Origin of the sequence: Pseudomonas sp. B21-031, assembly GCF_024748985.1 — a bacterium.
GTDB classification, from domain to species: domain Bacteria; phylum Pseudomonadota; class Gammaproteobacteria; order Pseudomonadales; family Pseudomonadaceae; genus Aquipseudomonas; species Aquipseudomonas kermanshahensis.
In genome coordinates this window covers 4,367,232-4,383,522 of the sequence record NZ_CP087181.1, presented here as the reverse complement: position 1 = coordinate 4,383,522, position 16,291 = coordinate 4,367,232, and the positions used below count along the sequence as shown (strand labels likewise).

The 16,291-nt window shown below is 62.8% G+C and carries 15 protein-coding genes; 7 read left to right on the top strand and 8 right to left on the bottom strand.

All coding sequences use genetic code 11. From position 1 onward, the window contains the following. Nucleotides 1–129: 129 nt before the first annotated feature. On the bottom strand, nucleotides 130–1,080 hold the full coding sequence (speB, locus tag LOY53_RS19560) for an agmatinase (protein WP_027593127.1): 951 nt from the start codon (nucleotides 1,078–1,080) through the stop codon (nucleotides 130–132). Nucleotides 1,081–1,304: 224 nt separating this feature from the next. On the opposite strand from speB, the gene LOY53_RS19555 reads away from it, so the two are divergent. From LOY53_RS19555 to LOY53_RS19545, 3 genes are all read left to right on the top strand, one after another. Further along, nucleotides 1,305–2,198: a LysR family transcriptional regulator gene (locus LOY53_RS19555; RefSeq protein ID WP_099454998.1), complete on the top strand. Its 894-nt coding sequence runs from the start codon at nucleotides 1,305–1,307 to the stop codon at nucleotides 2,196–2,198. Between the two features lie 136 nt (nucleotides 2,199–2,334). Continuing rightward, a complete protein-coding gene (locus LOY53_RS19550; protein WP_252825345.1) occupies nucleotides 2,335–3,900 on the top strand; it encodes a PAS domain-containing methyl-accepting chemotaxis protein in 1,566 nt (521 codons plus the stop codon). 75 nt (nucleotides 3,901–3,975) lie between these two features. Next, nucleotides 3,976–4,575, top strand: a complete 600-nt coding sequence (locus tag LOY53_RS19545; RefSeq protein WP_258703155.1) for a tRNA-uridine aminocarboxypropyltransferase — start codon at nucleotides 3,976–3,978, stop codon at nucleotides 4,573–4,575. A 142-nt stretch (nucleotides 4,576–4,717) separates the two neighbouring features. On the opposite strand, the gene LOY53_RS19540 is transcribed toward LOY53_RS19545, so the two are convergent. The 3 genes from LOY53_RS19540 to LOY53_RS19530 all read right to left on the bottom strand — a co-directional run bounded on the left by LOY53_RS19540 (nucleotide 4,718) and on the right by LOY53_RS19530 (nucleotide 7,429). Then, nucleotides 4,718–6,091 carry a TolC family outer membrane protein gene (locus LOY53_RS19540; protein WP_027593123.1) on the bottom strand — a complete coding sequence of 458 codons (1,374 nt, stop codon included), beginning with the start codon at nucleotides 6,089–6,091 and terminating at the stop codon, nucleotides 4,718–4,720. Between the two features lie 380 nt (nucleotides 6,092–6,471). Next, a complete protein-coding gene (locus tag LOY53_RS19535) occupies nucleotides 6,472–6,834 on the bottom strand; it encodes a YbaN family protein (protein WP_258703154.1) in 363 nt (120 codons plus the stop codon). Nucleotides 6,835–6,841: 7 nt separating this feature from the next. Continuing rightward, nucleotides 6,842–7,429, bottom strand: a complete 588-nt coding sequence (locus tag LOY53_RS19530) for a YecA family protein (RefSeq protein ID WP_252825340.1) — start codon at nucleotides 7,427–7,429, stop codon at nucleotides 6,842–6,844. Between the two features lie 246 nt (nucleotides 7,430–7,675). Between LOY53_RS19530 and recQ the strand changes: the two genes are divergently transcribed. Beyond that, on the top strand, nucleotides 7,676–9,820 hold the full coding sequence (gene recQ / locus LOY53_RS19525) for a DNA helicase RecQ (RefSeq protein ID WP_252825338.1): 2,145 nt from the start codon (nucleotides 7,676–7,678) through the stop codon (nucleotides 9,818–9,820). A gap of 150 nt (nucleotides 9,821–9,970) precedes the next feature. Then, complete coding sequence (locus LOY53_RS19520; protein WP_027593119.1) at nucleotides 9,971–10,408, top strand: MarR family transcriptional regulator; 438 nt, start codon at nucleotides 9,971–9,973, stop codon at nucleotides 10,406–10,408. A 128-nt stretch (nucleotides 10,409–10,536) separates the two neighbouring features. On the opposite strand, the gene LOY53_RS19515 is transcribed toward LOY53_RS19520, so the two are convergent. Beyond that, nucleotides 10,537–12,723 carry a patatin-like phospholipase family protein gene (locus LOY53_RS19515; protein WP_027593118.1) on the bottom strand — a complete coding sequence of 729 codons (2,187 nt, stop codon included), beginning with the start codon at nucleotides 12,721–12,723 and terminating at the stop codon, nucleotides 10,537–10,539. Between the two features lie 67 nt (nucleotides 12,724–12,790). Between LOY53_RS19515 and LOY53_RS19510 the strand changes: the two genes are divergently transcribed. Then, nucleotides 12,791–13,072: a SelT/SelW/SelH family protein gene (locus LOY53_RS19510; protein ID WP_027593117.1), complete on the top strand. Its 282-nt coding sequence runs from the start codon at nucleotides 12,791–12,793 to the stop codon at nucleotides 13,070–13,072. On the opposite strand, the gene LOY53_RS19505 is transcribed toward LOY53_RS19510, so the two are convergent. Both LOY53_RS19505 and LOY53_RS19500 read right to left on the bottom strand, forming a co-directional pair. Next, on the bottom strand, nucleotides 13,073–13,963 hold the full coding sequence (locus LOY53_RS19505) for a DMT family transporter (protein ID WP_258703153.1): 891 nt from the start codon (nucleotides 13,961–13,963) through the stop codon (nucleotides 13,073–13,075). 164 nt (nucleotides 13,964–14,127) lie between these two features. Beyond that, on the bottom strand, nucleotides 14,128–14,901 hold the full coding sequence (locus tag LOY53_RS19500) for an AraC family transcriptional regulator (protein WP_085272476.1): 774 nt from the start codon (nucleotides 14,899–14,901) through the stop codon (nucleotides 14,128–14,130). A 127-nt stretch (nucleotides 14,902–15,028) separates the two neighbouring features. Here LOY53_RS19500 and LOY53_RS19495 point away from each other — a divergent pair, with 127 nt between their 5' ends. Then, nucleotides 15,029–15,838 carry a UDP-2,3-diacylglucosamine diphosphatase gene (locus LOY53_RS19495; RefSeq protein ID WP_099454990.1) on the top strand — a complete coding sequence of 270 codons (810 nt, stop codon included), beginning with the start codon at nucleotides 15,029–15,031 and terminating at the stop codon, nucleotides 15,836–15,838. On the opposite strand, the gene LOY53_RS19490 is transcribed toward LOY53_RS19495, so the two are convergent. Next, a complete protein-coding gene (locus LOY53_RS19490) occupies nucleotides 15,835–16,146 on the bottom strand; it encodes a DUF962 domain-containing protein (RefSeq protein WP_027593113.1) in 312 nt (103 codons plus the stop codon). The two genes, LOY53_RS19495 and LOY53_RS19490, sit on opposite strands and share 4 nt — an antisense overlap. Nucleotides 16,147–16,291: the final 145 nt, after the last annotated feature.

Below are 16,291 nucleotides of genomic sequence, written 5' to 3'. Positions count from 1 at the left end.
ATGGCGAGATCGACCGCACGGGCTTAGCGCCACCCGGCGGTCTAGTCTTGTGTTGGCGGGCCTCAGTGGCCCTCCCTCATGGCTCCTGCCGGGGTATTGCAGTCAAGCGGTGCCGTGGTATCGCCAGGATCAGCGACGCACGACGCCCGGCAGCACGCAGAGCATCTCGAACAGCAGGTTGGCGCCGAGCAGCGAGGTGTTGCCGGTGGTGTCGTAAGGCGGGGAGACTTCGACGAGGTCACAGCCGATCAGGTCCAGGCCGTGGCAGCCGCGAATGATCTCCATCGCTTGGATCGTGGTCAAGCCTCCAATTTCAGGCGTGCCGGTGCCAGGGGCCCAAGCGGGGTCGATACCGTCGATGTCGAACGACAGGTAAACCGGGCCGCCGCCGACTTTTTCACGGACTTCGGCCATCAGCGGTTCCAGCGATTTGTGCCAGCATTCCTCGGCCTGCACCACGCGGAAGCCCTGGCGACGGCTCCAGTTGAAGTCGTCGGCGGTGTAGCCCTGGGCGCGCAGGCCGATCTGCACCACGCGGTCACAGTCAAGCAGGCCCTCTTCCACGGCGCGGCGGAAGGTAGTGCCGTGGGCGATCTTCTCGCCGAACATGTGGTCGTTGACGTCGGCGTGGGCATCGATGTGCACCAGGCCGATCTTGCCGTGCTTTTTATGCAGGGCGCGCAGGATCGGCAGGGTGATGGTGTGGTCGCCGCCCAGGGTCATCGGGATAACGTTGTGCTCGACGATTTCGTCGTAGGCTTCTTCGATGATGCGCACGGCATCGAGCAGGTTGAAGGTGTTGATGGCCACGTCACCGATGTCGGCCACCGACAGCGAGTCGAATGGCGCAGCCCCGGTGGCCATGTTGTACGGGCGGATCATCACCGACTCGGCGCGGATCTGACGCGGGCCGAAGCGGGTGCCGGAGCGCAGCGAAGTGCCGATGTCCAGGGGCACACCGATGAATGCGGCATCCAGGCCGGCGGCGCTTTGCAGGTGGGGGAGACGGAGCATGGTGGCGATGCCGCCGAAACGCGGCATTTCGTTGCCGCCCAGTGGTTGGTGGAGAGTCTTGTCCACGGTGGGCCTCATCAGTCGGTCGATTGTTGTGTTTGTTCGAACCTGTGCCGCGGCGCGCCTGTGTAGTCTGGTTGTGCCGGCGGGCAGGACATTTCGGCCGAGTTTGCGCAAGGTAGTGCGTAGGAAGAATCGCTACCGGCAAATACTTACTTCAGGAATTTCTGAACTAATGCCCGCGCAACCGGTTAGACTTCACGCATTTACTGTTGCGGAACCGTTGCACCATGAGCTCGACCCTGCCCGATCTGAAACTCCTGCGCATCTTCGTCAGCGTGGTGCGTCACCAGGGCTTCGCTAACGCCCAGCGCGATTTGAACCTGTCGACGTCAGCCATTAGCACCTACATGAGCCAGCTGGAGGGCGGGTTGGGGATTGTGCTGTGTCACCGTGGTCGCGGCGGTTTCAGCCTCACCAGCAAAGGCGAGCTGTTTCATCAGGAGAGCCTGCGCCTGCTGGCCGAGCTGGATGGCTTTGAGCAATATGCCGCGGCCCTCAAGGGTGAACTGCGCGGCACGCTCAACCTGGGCGTGATCGACTCCACCGTGGGCGACCGCGCACTGCCCCTGGCCGAAGCCATCGGTGCTTACAGCCAGGAGCACCCGGCGGTGCACTTGCACCTGTCGGTGTCCAGCCCGTACGAACTGCAATTGGGCGTACAGGACAACCGCCTCGACCTGGCCATCGGGGCGTTCTCTTCGCGCATGAGCGGCCTGGTTTACCAGCCGCTGTACCGTGAGCAGCACTGGCTGTACTGCAGCAGCCGCCATCCGTTGTTTAACGAGCGGCGCATCCCTGAGCAGGTGGTGACCCAGCAGCGCATGGTCGGGCGCGGCTACTGGAGCCAGGCAGAGCTGGCCCGGCATGGCTTCAAGCACAGTGCGGCGACGGTGGAAAGCATGGAGGCGCAGCTGATCCTGATTCTTTCGGGTGCCTACATTGGCTACCTGCCAGAGCATTACGCCCAAGCTTGGGTGGAGAAGGGCGATCTACGGGTGTTGTCGCCGTCTACCTTCGGTTATCAAGCACCCTTTTCGTTGATCATTCGCCGTGGTCGCAGCCGCGAGCCGTTGATTCAGACGTTCCGCGACCTGCTTAAAAGCCAGCTCAACGTGGGCTGATACACAGCCTGTCCATGCATTCCGTCGGGACGGGCTCAATTCCTACAGAACATGACCGCTAACCTGATAGCGCTCTGCTAAACATCAACTTGCGCTGATGATTCCTCCCTATTTCATCCTGCAAGGATCGCCCAAGATGCGCATGAATTTGCCCGTCACTGAGCACGAAAGAACCTTCTCCAGCGATCAACGCCTGATCTCCACGACGGACCTCAATAGCCGCATCACCTACTGCAATGACGCCTTTGTGGCGATCAGCGGTTTTACCTACGACGAACTGGTCGGCCAGACCCACAACCTGGTGCGTCATCCCGACATGCCTCCGGCGGTGTTCGGGCACATGTGGGACACCATCAAGCAAGGCAAACCCTGGATGGGCGTGGTCAAGAACCGCGCCAAAAACGGCGATTACTACTGGGTCAGCGCTTACGTCACCCCGGTGTATGAGCAGGGCAGGGTCAGTGGCTATGAGTCGGTGCGTTCAGTGCCGACGCGCGAGCAGATTCGCCGTGCCGAAGCGCTTTACGCGCGCTTGCGTGCTGGCCGTTCGCCGGTGTCTTGGGCGGCGCGGCTAGGGCATGAATTGGCGCACGGCTGGCCACTGATCGGCGCGGGCCTGCTGTCGGCGGCAAGCTACCTGTGGCTGCCGCCCTACGCGGCGCTGGGGGTGCTGATGGCCAGCCTGTTGCTGGCCTGGTACTTGGTCGAGCATCACCACAGCCAGGCCATTCGGCGCACACTTGGTGAGCACCCGAAAGCCTTCACCAGCCCGTTGGTGGCGTTGACCTACAGCGACAACCTGGGCCTGCAGGGCCAATTGGACATGGCCATCATCAGCGAAGAGGCCCGCTTGCAAACCGCCTTGACCCGCCTGGTGGACGCCGGCGTCGGGGTGAAGTCGCGGGCGGCGCAGTCGGCTGACCTGTCCGACGCCCAGGCCCAGATGCTTGACCGCCAGCGCAACGAAACCGACCAGTCCGCCACGGCCATCGCGCAGATGGCGGCGACTATCCAGGAGGTCACCCACAACGTGCAAAGCACCGCTCATGCGGCAGGCGATGCCGACCAGTTGGCGCAGCAAGGCAGTGAGTTGGCCCAGCAGAGTCTCAAGGCCATGGGCAGCATGAGCGATGCGGTCAACGACATCGGCCAGGCGGTCAACGCGTTGGCCGAGCAGACGCAGTCGATCGGTAGCGTGGTCGATACAATCACCTCGATTGCCGAGCAAACCAACCTGCTGGCGCTCAATGCCGCCATCGAGGCAGCCCGCGCCGGGGAGCAGGGGCGCGGATTTGCCGTGGTGGCCGATGAGGTCCGCTCTTTGGCCCAGCGCACCCGTGCCTCGACCGAGGAGATCCATCAGATCATCGCCTCGTTACGGGCAGGGGCAGAGCGGGCGGTGAGCACGGCCAGCCGCGGCGAGCAGATTTCACGCGACAGCGTACACAGTGTCGAAGCGGTGCAAGCGGCGTTGACCGGTATCGCCCAGGCGGTCAGCCGGATTACCGGCATGAGCCAGCAGATGGCGACGGCTTCTGAGCAGCAAAGCCATGTTGCCGAGGATATCAACCAGCAGATTGTGAGGATTGCACAGCTGTGTGATCAGAGCGCCGGGCAGGCCAGGCAAGGGGCGGAAATCAGCCAGGACCTGGAGCGTATGGCGGAGTATCTGCATAGCTTGGCGGAGCGTTTCAACCGCTGACATTCAGCGTATCCCACAAGGAAGTGGGGCTTTTCTGCAGGGCTATGGCACACTGCGCCCGGTAAGGAGAAGCCGATGCCCAGACCCCGCTGCGAGCGCTGCCAGCGCCCGCTCGACCACTGCCTTTGCCCACTGATACCCTCGCTCGACAGCCGCACCCGCGTGGTTCTGCTGCAGCACCCCAGTGAAAGCGCGCACGCCCTGAATACCGCCCGCCTGGCCGCCCTTGGCCTGGTCAATGCCGAATTGCGCGTTGGCGAGGTGTTCGACGACCTCGTTGAATTGCTGCAGACACCTGGCTACCGGCCGGCGCTGCTGTTCCCGGGTGAGCATGCCCAGGTGCTGACGGCTTATGGTGAGGGGGATGACAGGCCCTTGCTGTTGATCGTGCCCGACGGTACCTGGCGCAAGGCACGCAAGCTGCTGTACCTGAATCCGTTGCTGGAGGCCTTGCCGCGTGTGACGCTGGGGGCGGTCGCGCCTTCGCGCTACCGGTTGCGCAAGGCGCCGGAGCCGGGGGCATTGTCGACCCTCGAGGCGGTGGTGGAGGCGCTGAATGTGCTGGAGCAGCCAGCCCGGTTCGATGCATTGCTCAAACCGTTCGAAGCCCTGATCGAGGGGCAGATCAAGGCCATGGGTACCGAGACGTTCCAGCGCAATCACGGCACCCCATAAACGTGTAGGAGCAGCCTTGCGCTGCGAAGAGGCCGGTGAAAACGTAGTTAATCTTGGCTGTTTTCACCGGCCTCTTCGCAGCGCAAGGCTGCTCCTACACGTAAGGTGTATCAGCCAACAGTCGGGTTGCCCCGACTGTTGATCAACGCATCTCTGGCAGCTGTGCGTCGGTCTTCACCTCATTGCTGGCGATGGCTTCTGGCGGCAGCGAAATACGCTGCTTGCTCAACAGTTCACCCATGGTTGCCAACACGCGGTACATCGAGAATTCCTCGGTGTAACGCACTTCGGTGTAACGACGGTCGGCGTTGTACAGCTCGTTCTCACTGTCGAGCACGTCGAGCAGGGTACGTTGGCCAAGGCCGAACTGATCCTGGTAAGCCGCGCGTACGCGCTTGGTGGTTTCGGCGTATTCACGCGCAGTTGGGGTCTGCTTGCGCGCGTTGTTCATGGCGTTCCAGGCCAGGCTCAGGTTCTCGGTCAGCTCGCGCAGGGCGTTGTTGCGGATGTCCAGGGCCTGGTTGATCTTGTGGGCATCGGACTGCAGGCGGGCCTTGTCGCTGCCGCCGCGGAACACGTTGTAGTTCAGCTCGACACCGGCCTGCCAATCGTTGTTGCTGTGACCCTTCTCACCGCCAAGGTTGTTGTTGGCACCCGTGGCCAGCACAGCGTCCAGGCGTGGGTAGAAGGTCGACTTGGCCACTTCGTACTGCCGCTCGGCCGCATTGACATCGGCCTGGGCGGACTTGATGTAAGGGTTGTTCTGGCGCATGCCTTCCCGGGCATCGTCGAGGGTGCCAGGAATTTCAACCTTGATCGATTGCGGCCCCTCCAGTTCATCGGGGTGTTTGCCGATGACGCTGAAGAAGTTGGCCTCGGCATCGGCCAAGTCGACTTCGGCGGTGTCCAGGTTGTTCTCCGCCAAGGCACGGCGGGCGCGGGACTGATCGAGGTCGGCGGTGCTGCCGACGCCGCGCTCGGTGCGCAGGCCGATCTGGTCGTTTACCCGCAGGTGGGCTTGCAGGTTGTTCTTGGCCAGCGTCACCAGCTCACGGCGCTTGAGCACTTCGAGGTAAACCTCCACAGCGCGCAGGGCAACATCCTGGGCGACCGCCTGGGTGTAGTAGGCGCGGGAGGTGGCGACCGCTTCGGTGCGGCCTACTTCGTTCGAGGTGTTAAAACCGTCGAACAGCATTTGCCGCAGGCGCAGCTCTGACTGGGTGTAGCTGAGGGTGGCCTTGTCATGGTTGCGCGTACCGTCGGGGTTGGTGCCGCGGGTATTGAGGTTGTCCGAACGCTGGCGGCCATAGCCTGCGACCAGGTCAACGGAAGGGTAGTAGCCGCCACGCGCGAATTTCACGTCTTCATCGGCAGACAGCTTGCTGTTGCGGTTGGAGCTGATCTGCGGATGGTAGTCCACGGCGCTCTGAACAGCCTCGGTAATCGACATCGCCTGTACGTTGGCACACGCCATTGCCAACAGTAATGCACTGGTGATGGGGGTCAAAACGCGCATGGGTACCTCTCCCTGATCCTAAAATAAGTCCTGCTGGTCGCCAAAAAAATGACGATATAGTTATCATGCAAATCGTTTCAGGTTTTTAACAACAGAGCTAAGAACATTCAATCAAAGTGATAAGAAGATTTTCTCATAAAACATACCGATATTTGACTTATCAGGTCTAAGAGGGCGCGGGAGACGCTTAAGGTCGACCGAAATCAAAGCGGCTGAAAGTCTCGTTTTTCAAGGTTTACAGCGAGTTCCAGAACTTTTGCAGCTAAAAAAAAGGCTGGATAGGCGAAATAGATATTTGGCGACAAAAAAATGACGCTAGAGGGTTTAGGCCCGCTATGTGTTCACCAAGAGGGTGCGATTACTGGCGCACGCAGCGTTGATCACTGCTTGCGCAGGGTCTTTTGCTTGAGGATATAGAGACTGACCAGCACCGCGCTGGTGAGCATGAATGCTCTAGCCCAGAACAGCGGTACCAGGTAGCACGACAGGCCAATGCTGGCCCACATCAGGCCTATGGCGTAGACCTTGCCTTTTAGCGGTATGCCGTCGCCACTGAGGTAATCACGGATCCACGGCCCGAGCTTCGGGTGATGGACCAGCCAGTGGTGAAAGCGAGGCGAGCTGCGCGCGAAACACGCCGCCGCCAATAGCAGAAAAGGGGTGGTGGGCAACACCGGCAGGAATATCCCCAGCACCCCCAGCGCAACGCTGAGCCAGCCGACGGCCAGCAGCAGGTAGCGCACAGCCGACTCAGTGGTGGCGAGGCTTGAGCAGCGCCGGCTTCTCATCAGGGGCGTGCAGCAGCAGGAACAGCGCGCTGAGTGCTTCCGGGATCTGCACGATCATGTCGTCCTGGAGGTTGGCATTGCTGGCGATGTCGGCGAACTCTGGCTGCTCGTCGAACAGGCCCGAACCGACCATGATTGGCAGCAGCATCTCGCTGACTTCTTCTTCAGCGTTTTCGAACCAGGCCTCTTCACGCAGGAACACGCCCTCCATGAAGCCGATGCACCAACCGCGCAGGTCGGAATCGTCCGGCTCTTCGGTCAAGTCCAGGTCGCACGGCAGGTCGAATTCTTCGTCGCTGGCCAGTTGGCGAGCGATGTGCGCCTTCAGTGCCACCAGGGTCGCTTCGATCTCGGTGCGCTGGGCATCGCTGGCGTAGTGGGGTTCTTCGGCGAACAGGGCGTCGATCCACTCGCGCTCGGGTACGTCCTCGGCATTGATCGACAGGGCCGTGAGGTAGCCGTGAGCGGCGACGTAGTCCAGCGCTTCTTCGTGCAGCTCGTCGGCGTCGAGGAAGGCTTGCAGGCGGGTGAGTTGCTCGGCGAAGGACATTACAGGGCTACCTTGGGGAATAAACGATACCGAATTCTAGCACCTTGCAGCGTTGGCGGGGCAAAGGGAACGTCTGTCACAGCGGCACCCTGCGTGGGTTAGCACTGGGGTATAATCCGCGATTTTTCATCCAGGGGCGGTCTTTGTCGGCCGTCTGGTAAAAACCGCTTACGCATTCGGCGTGTGCGGGGCGGGTTTTTCGTCCAGCCTGTCTCCAGGATGGTACGGCGATTTGTGGAGTTGCACATGCTCGAACAGGCTCAGCGCGTTCTCAAGGATATCTTCGGCTACGACAGTTTCCGTGGGCGCCAGGCAGCAATCATCGAATGCGTGGCCAACGGCGGCGATGCGCTGGTACTGATGCCCACCGGCGGCGGCAAGTCGCTGTGTTTCCAAGTGCCGGGGCTGCTGCGCCCAGGCCTGACCGTGGTGGTTTCGCCGCTGATTGCGTTGATGGACGACCAGGTCGCCACGCTCGACGAGCTTGGCGTGGCTGCGGCCGCACTCAACTCGACGCTGAGCGCCGAGCAGCAACGTGAGCTGGCTGGGCGCATGCGCCGCGGTGAGCTGAAGATGCTGTACCTGGCGCCTGAGCGTCTGGTTCAGCCGCGCATGCTCGACTTCCTGCGCGACCTGGACATCTCGCTGTTCGCCATCGACGAGGCCCATTGCGTGTCGCAATGGGGCCACGACTTCCGTCCGGAATACCTGCAGTTGGGCCAACTGGCCGAGCTGTTCCCGCATGTGCCGCGCATCGCCCTGACCGCTACCGCCGACATGCGCACCCGCGAAGAGATCGTCCAGCGCCTGCACCTGCAGGGCGCCGAGCGTTTTCTTTCCAGTTTCGACCGGCCCAACATCTTCTACCGCATCGTGCCCAAGGAGGCGCCACGCAAGCAGCTGATGGCCTTCCTCGGCGAGCGTCGCGGCAACGCAGGCATCGTCTACTGCCTGTCGCGCAAGAAGGTCGACGAGACCGCTGCCTTCCTCTGCGACCAGGGCTTCCCGGCGCTGCCGTATCACGCCGGCCTGGCTGCCGAAACGCGATCCGCCAACCAGCACCGCTTCCTCAACGAGGAAGGCTTGATCATGGTCGCCACCATTGCCTTCGGCATGGGCATCGACAAGCCCAACGTACGCTTTGTCGCCCACCTCGACCTGCCCAAGTCGCTCGAGGCCTATTACCAGGAGACCGGCCGTGCCGGCCGTGATGGCTTGCCGTCCGATGCCTGGATGGCCTACGGCCTGCAGGACATGGTGATGCTCAAGCAGATGCTGCAGAACTCCGAGGGCGACGAGCGCCACAAGCGCGTCGAGCAGCACAAGCTCGACGCCATGCTGGCCCTGTGTGAAGAAACCCGCTGCCGCCGCCAGTCGTTGCTGGCCTACTTCGACGAAACCCTGGAGCAGCCCTGCGGGCATTGCGACAACTGCATCGACCAAGTGCAGACCTGGGACGCCACCGAACCTGCTCGCCAGGCGCTGTCGGCCGTATTCCGTACCGGCCAGCGCTATGGTGTCGGGCACCTGGTGGACGTGTTGCTGGGCAAGGACACCGAGAAAGTGCGCAATTTCGGCCACGAGAAGCTTTCGGTGTTCGGTGTCGGCAAGTCGCTGGCCGAGGTCGAGTGGCGTTCGTTGTTCCGCCAGTTGGTCGCGCGCGGCCTGGTGGATATCGACCTCGAAGGCTACGGGGGCCTGCGCCTTTCCGACAGCTGCCGGCCGTTGTTGCGCGGCGAGGTGACCTTGCAACTGCGCCGCGACCTCAAGCCGCAGACGGTGGCCAAGAGCGCTGGCAGCGGCGGCAGCCCGGCCAGCCAGTTGGTGCGTACCGAAGAGCGCGAGCTGTGGGAGGCGCTGCGTACCCTGCGGCGCAAGTTGGCCGAGGAGCACAGCGTGCCGCCTTACGTCATCTTCCCCGATTCGACGCTGCTCGAAATGCTGCGCAGTCAGCCCGCCAGCCTCAGCGACATGGCCCAGGTCAGCGGCGTGGGTGCGCGCAAGCTGGAGCGCTACGGCCAGGCCTTCCTGGAGGTGCTCAACAACAGCGGGGGCACCGAGGAGGCGCCCAAGGTGGTCCTCGACCTGCGCCACGAGTTGGTCAGCCTGGCGCGCGCGGGCATGACCCCCGCGCAGATCGCCGGCCAGCTCAATTGCAGCGAAAAGAACGTCTACAGCCTGCTGGCCGAAGCCATCGGCCGCCAGGAACTGAGCCTTGATCAGGCCCTCGACCTGCCGGAAGACCTGATGATGGAGGTGCAGGACGCCTTCCTCGACGGCGAAGGCGAGCTGCCGCCGGTGTCGACTATCGCGCCCTTGTTTGGGCCACGGGTACCGGAGGGGGTGCTGTATTGCATACGCGCAGCATTGGCCGCGGAATTCGACGTTTAACAGTCGGCAGGTTCGAGGCCAGAACCGCCAACTGCTGACCTTTGTCATGCTTTTTGACGATTATCGAACACTGGCAAGCGCCCGAGCCTTGCCACGTGGTCCGGGGCATGGTTAGCTGCCTAATAATTAGATCTATTCAATGAGTTGCTTATGCCCCTGACCGACAACCAACACCGCTTCGGCATGCAGCTGGCCCAGATGTCCCGGGGCTGGCGTGCCGAGCTGGACCGCCGCCTGGCCGGGTTAAACCTGTCCCAGGCGCGCTGGCTGGTGTTGCTGCACCTGGCCCGTTTCGAAGAAGCACCGACCCAGCGAGAACTGGCCCAGAGTGTGGGCGTCGAAGGCCCGACCCTGGCGCGCTTGCTCGACAGCCTGGAGGCGCAGGGCTTGGTGCGTAGGCAGGCAGTGCTTGAAGACCGGCGGGCGAAGAAGATTTTGCTGTGCCCACCGGCCAAGCCGCTGATCGAACAGATCGAGACCATTGCCAACGCGCTGCGGGTAGAGCTGTTCACCGGGGTGGATGAGGCAGACCTGGAAGTGTGCATGCGGGTACATGCGAAGATTCTGGGTAACCTCGAAAAGTCCTGATTTCGGGGGCTGCGTTGCAGCCCATTCGCGGGATAAGCCCACAGTGATAGCGCAGCGCTGTAGCTGTGGGAGCGGCGGTGCGGCGATCCGACTTGTCCCGCGAATGGGCCGAATACGGCCCCATCGATTCAGAAGGTATGCCCCAGGTTCAGGTACACCGCCTGCTCATGCGCACTGTTGGCCCCATAGCTCAGGTTCAACGGCCCCAACGGTGTCTCCAGCCCCAGGAAGATACTCGCTGCATTGATGTAGCCACTGTCGAATTCATTGTCGTTGTTCCACGCCCGCCCACGCTCCAGCGAGCCGCCGATGTACAGCGGGAAGTCCAGCGGCACGTAGGCCCGTGGCGTCAGGCGGCGGTAATAGACCATGCGCAGCAAGCTGATGTTCTGCCCCGACACCGAGTCCTGGCGGAACCCTGACAGCTCCCGCGCGCCCCCCATCACGAAGCTTGAGGTCACTACCTCGGCATCATCCAGCGTGCGCCCGTAGCGCCCACCCAGCACCCAGGTATTCGGGCCACTGCTGATGGCCTTGTCCAGGTTGAATAGCCACTGGCGGTAGTCTTGGTCGGAGTCGAGCGATTTGTCGTACTTGCGCAGGGTCAGGCCGATGTCTTCGCCGCTGTGCGGGAAGTACACGTTGTCGAGGGTGTCGAACGAGTACTTGAGCTCGTAGAACCCCTCATTGAAGCTAACTTTGGGCAGGTCCTGGTCACCGATACGCACTTCGGCTTCCCCCCAGGCCTTGCCCGCGCCAAGGCGTACTTCGCCATAGGTGCCGATTTGCCGGCCGAGGTTGAGGCCAAAACCATAACGTTCCAGGCGGTACTCGGCGATCGGGTCGTTGTCCAGGGTCGCCTCGATGTTGCGCGAGCCTATGTCCAGGTAGGGCGCGACGAAGTAGCGCGAGCCCACGTCTAGCGGTTGATAGAATTCGCTGTAAAGCTCTTGCTGGTCGCCGATCTGGGCGCGGGTCAGCCATTCGGCGCCCAGGCTGTTGATGCCGTTGACCCGGTAGCTGGCGCCGAGGTTGAAGGCGCTGTCGCCGCGCAGGTCATCCGACAGGTTCAGGCCCAGGCGCAAGTAGTCAGTGCCGCCGCGCCTGCCGCGGGCATTGATCACCAAGGTGTTGTCCGCGCCCTTGTGCACCACGCGGTATTGCACCCGGTCGAAGTAGTCCAGGCCATACAGCGTGCCCATGTCGGTCTGCAGGCGGTCAAGCTCCAGGGGCGCATCGATCGGCTGGCGGATATAGGAGCGGATCACGTCGTCGCTGACTTTGGAATCGTTTTCCACCCGGATCGCAGTGATCACCGGCGTGCGCTGACGCGGCGAGCGGGCAACGGCCAGGCTGCTGTCACCCTCGGGCTGGCGCAACGCAGCCAGGCGCGGGTCGAGCAGGCGGGTGGCGCGGTAGCCGGCTTCGATCATTTCGCGGGCGCGGCCGAAGTCGGTCACGCCAAACGCGGCCAGCGTCGGCTGGATCAGGATGTCGTCGCGGTGCAGGCTGGCCAATTGTTCTTCAGAGTTGCGCCGGGTCATCAGGGTGATCGACTGGTTCAGCACATCGACCACCGTGGCCAATTGCTTGCGGTCACGCAGCGGCGTACCGATGTCGACCACGATGGCCAGGTCCACACCCATGTCGCGGGCCACATCCAGCGGGATGTTGTCGACCATGCCGCCATCCACCAGCAAGCGGCCATCCAGCTCGACCGGGGCGAACACTGCGGGGATCGACATGCTGGCGCGGATCACCTGGGGCAGGTGGCCGCGGCGGAACACCACCTTTTCGCCGCTGGCGATATCGGTGGCCACCGCCCGGAAGGGGATGGGCAGTTTGTCGAAATCGCGGGTGTCGGCGGTATGGGCCAACTTGCTTTCCAGCAGCAGCGCCAGGTTCTGGCCCTGGATCACGCCCAGCGGCAGGCCCAGGCTGCCGTCGTCGCGAAAGCTCAGCTTCTGCTTGACCAGAAAATCACGGTCGTCCTGCTTGCGCCGGAACGGCACGTCCTTGCGCGGTGGCGCATCCGACAAGGCCTGTTGCCAGTCCAGGGTAGTGGCCAGCTTTTCCAGTTCTTCCACACTGTACCCCGAGGCATACAGGCCACCGATCACCGCCCCCATGCTGGTGCCGGCGATGGCATCGATGTGCACGCCTTGTTCTTCCAGAGCCTTGAGCACGCCGATATGGGCCAGGCCCCGGGCCGCACCGCCAGAAAGCACCAGGCCAACCTTGGGCCGTACCTGCTCGGCGGCATTGACCGTGGCAGCAACCAGCATTAGCAAAAAACAGAACAGCAAACGGCGCATCGTGAGTCTCAAACCGTGGGCAAAAGACCGCTAGTATAAGCGGCCCCTTACCTGGAGATGCTTCGCAATGGCCATCAGCAAGCCTGAAATCGTCATCACGTATTGCACGCAGTGCCAGTGGCTGCTGCGCGCTGCCTGGCTGGCCCAGGAACTGCTCAGCACCTTTGCCGACGACCTTGGTCGGGTAGCGCTGGAGCCGGGTACCGGTGGCATCTTCCGCATCACCTGTGATGGCGTGCAGATTTGGGAGCGCAAGGCCGACGGTGGGTTCCCGGAGGCCAAGGTGCTCAAGCAGCGGGTACGTGACCAGATCGACCCGCAGCGCGACTTGGGCCACAACGATCGCTGATCAGGCGCCTTCGGCCAGCGGCCGTGGCTTTACGGGTTGTTCGGCGGCCAAGCGGCTGGACAGCACGATGGCGAAAATGATCAGCGCGCCACCCATCAGCATGCGCACGGTGGGCGTTTCGGCGAACACGGCCCAGGCCACGGCGATGCCGTAGACCGGCTCCATGCCGAACACCACGGCAGCCGTGCGCGCCTTGATCACGGCCAGGCTGGCGACAAACAGGCTGTGGGCCACCCCCGTGCAGAAGACGCCGAGCAGGGCGATCCACAACCAGTCCATCGGCGTCACCGCGCCCAGCCCGGGCGCTGCGAACGGCAACAGGCACAGGCTGACCACCAGGTTTTGCCACAGTGCTGCCTGCACGGCGGGCAAGCGGCCGGAGCCGGCGCGGTTGGTCAGCGACAGCAACGAGAACAACAGCCCTGACAGCAACGCCCAGAGCAGGCCGCCAGTGGCCTCGCTGGCCAGGTCGAACGCCGGTGTGACCAGCACCAGGCCGACGCTCACCAGCAGCACCAGCACCGCTTCGTTGCGGCGGATGCGTTCGCGGAACAGCAGGCCTTCGAGGATCACGGTAAAGGCTGGGAAGCTGGCGAAGCCCAAGGTGGCGATGGCCACGCCGCCCACCTTGACGGCGATGAAGAAGCTGACCCAGTGCCCCGCCAGCAGCACGCCGCCGAGCAGCAGGCGGCGCACATCCTGGCCAGTGAGCCGGTGCCAGCCTTGACGGGCAAAACTGGCGAACAGGGCCAGGGCCAGGACGGCAAAAGCGGCGCGGCCAAAAACGATGATGGCCGGGCTGGCGCTGGCGGCCAGCTTGCCGAAGACGCCGGTAAGGCCGAAGAACAGCGCGCCAATGTGCAGGGCGCCTAGGGCTGTGCGGTGGTTCATGGTGGTCCTTGAGCAAGAGTATGTCAGTACTGGCGCTTTCGCGGGGCAAGCCCGCTCCCACAGGTACGGCGCAACCCCCGAAGCATGTGGGAGCGGGCTTGCCCCGCGAAAGGGCCAGTGCAGGCACAGTGTAGGTCTTCAGGCAAACCCGTTCTGTCGCCCAACTAGCGTCCGTTATCGCCAGACTCTCGCCGCAACGCCAAGGGCGTACAGCCAAACGCCCGCAACATCGCCGCCGAAAACGCACTTTGCGAGCTGTACCCCACCCGCGCCGCAATCTCCCCCATAGGCAGCACCGTCTGCTCCACCAGTTGCCGCGCCTTTAGCAAGCGCCGCTGGCGCATGTAATCCATCGGCGTCATCGCGCATTCGGCAATAAAGCGTGCATGCAGGCGAGCAGTGGACAGCCCGGCCAGGCGCGCCAGGTCGGCGACCTGCAACGGGTAGGCAGCATGTTGCTCGATATGCGCATCGAACGCCGCATAAGGCAGGCGCTGGCTGGCCCTGATGCTGGCGGCTGCCGGTGGGGTAAGGCTGGCCAACAGCAGCGCCGCACCTTGGCGGGCGATCAGCGGGTCGCCCATGGGGCTGGCCGCCAGCCAGTCCACCAACTGCTGCTGGCGAGCGTCCAGGCCCAAGGCCGCGGGGCGATCGAGCAGCCGGCGGCTGGCATCGGCATGCTCACCCAGTTGCTCGCGCAACCAGTGCTCCCCAGGCACATCCAGCACCAGGCAGTCGCTGCCAGCACCGCTGGAGCAGGTGTGGTGCGCACCCGCCGGCACCACCATCAGGGCCTGACGATCTACCCGTGCACCGTGGCCCTGGACCTCGAATTCCAGGCGGCCGCTGAGGCCGAACACCAGTTGCGGGTGTTCGTGGCTGTGGGCGATCAGGCTGTCACGGTAGTGGCGCAGCGAGAGGATCGGGCCTGTGGTCATGGGGGCGTCCTCGCAGGGCAGACGCGCATTGTGCCTCATTCACAGCAGGCCATCACCCGTCATGGTTTTGCCACAGCAGTGTCATCCGCGCCTGCCAGTCTCCAGCAAACTGCGCCGGAGCCCGCCCATGACCCACGCTGAACTCTCCCGTCCCTCGCGCAAGCAACGTGTGCGCACCTTGTGGATTTCCGATGTGCACCTGGGCACCCGTGACTGCCAGGCCGAGCACCTGTCGCGGTTTCTCAAGGGCTACCAGGCCGACCGCATCTACCTGGTCGGCGATATCATCGATGGCTGGAAGCTGCGTGGCGGCATCTATTGGCCGCAAGCGCACACCAATGTCATTCGGCGCCTGTTGACCATGAGCAAGCGAGGCACCGAGGTGATTTATGTCACCGGCAACCATGACGAATTCCTGCGCCGTTATTCGAAGCTGATGCTGGGCAACATCCAATTGGTGGATGAGGCTGAGCATCTGACGGCCGATGGGCGCCGCCTGCTGGTGATCCATGGCGACCAGTTCGACGTAATTACCCGCTATCACCGCTGGCTGGCGTTTCTAGGTGACCGCGCGTATGAGTTCACCCTGGTGCTCAACCGTTGGCTCAACCACTGGCGAGCCCGTTACGGCTATGGCTATTGGTCGTTGTCGGCTTACCTCAAGCACAAGGTGAAGGGCGCTGTGAGCTTCATCAGCGACTTCGAAGATGCCATTGCCCACGAGTGCACCCGCCGCGGGTTCCAGGGGGTGGTATGCGGGCACATCCATCATGCCGAGATCCGTAAGGTGGGGGAGGTGGAGTACCTCAATTGCGGAGATTGGGTGGAATCGTGCACGGCCTTGATCGAGCACTGGGATGGCAGCATTGAGCTGTATCGCCTGGCGGACGCGCAGGCGCGACACGCTGAAGGCCGCAAAGCGGCCCAAGCCATTTAAAGGCTGATCTTGCCCAGCAAGATGTCACGGAACATGGCGAAGTCACCGATCAGGCTGTAAAGCGGATAGGTAAACGTCGCCGGCCGGTTCTTCTCGAAGAAGAAATGCCCGACCCACGCAAAGCCATAGCCAAACAGCGGCACGGCCAGCAGCAGCAACCATTTGCCGCTGCCGATGGTGTACGCCAACAAGGCAATCACCAGGCTTGTCCCGACAAAATGCAGGCGGCGGCAGGTGGGGTTGCTGTGCTCGCCCAGGTAGTAGGGGTAGAACTCGGCAAAACTGCGAAACTGCGCTGTGCTGTTCATGGCACTGCTCCGGGATTAATACTTCTGGATAAGATACACGGCGTGGAGCCTGAATCGAGTCTAGAGTCATTGGCGGGGCCTACCAGTGACAATAGGCGCCAATTGAGTATCCTTGGGGTTCACCGCAGGAGCGGTCAGCATAAGA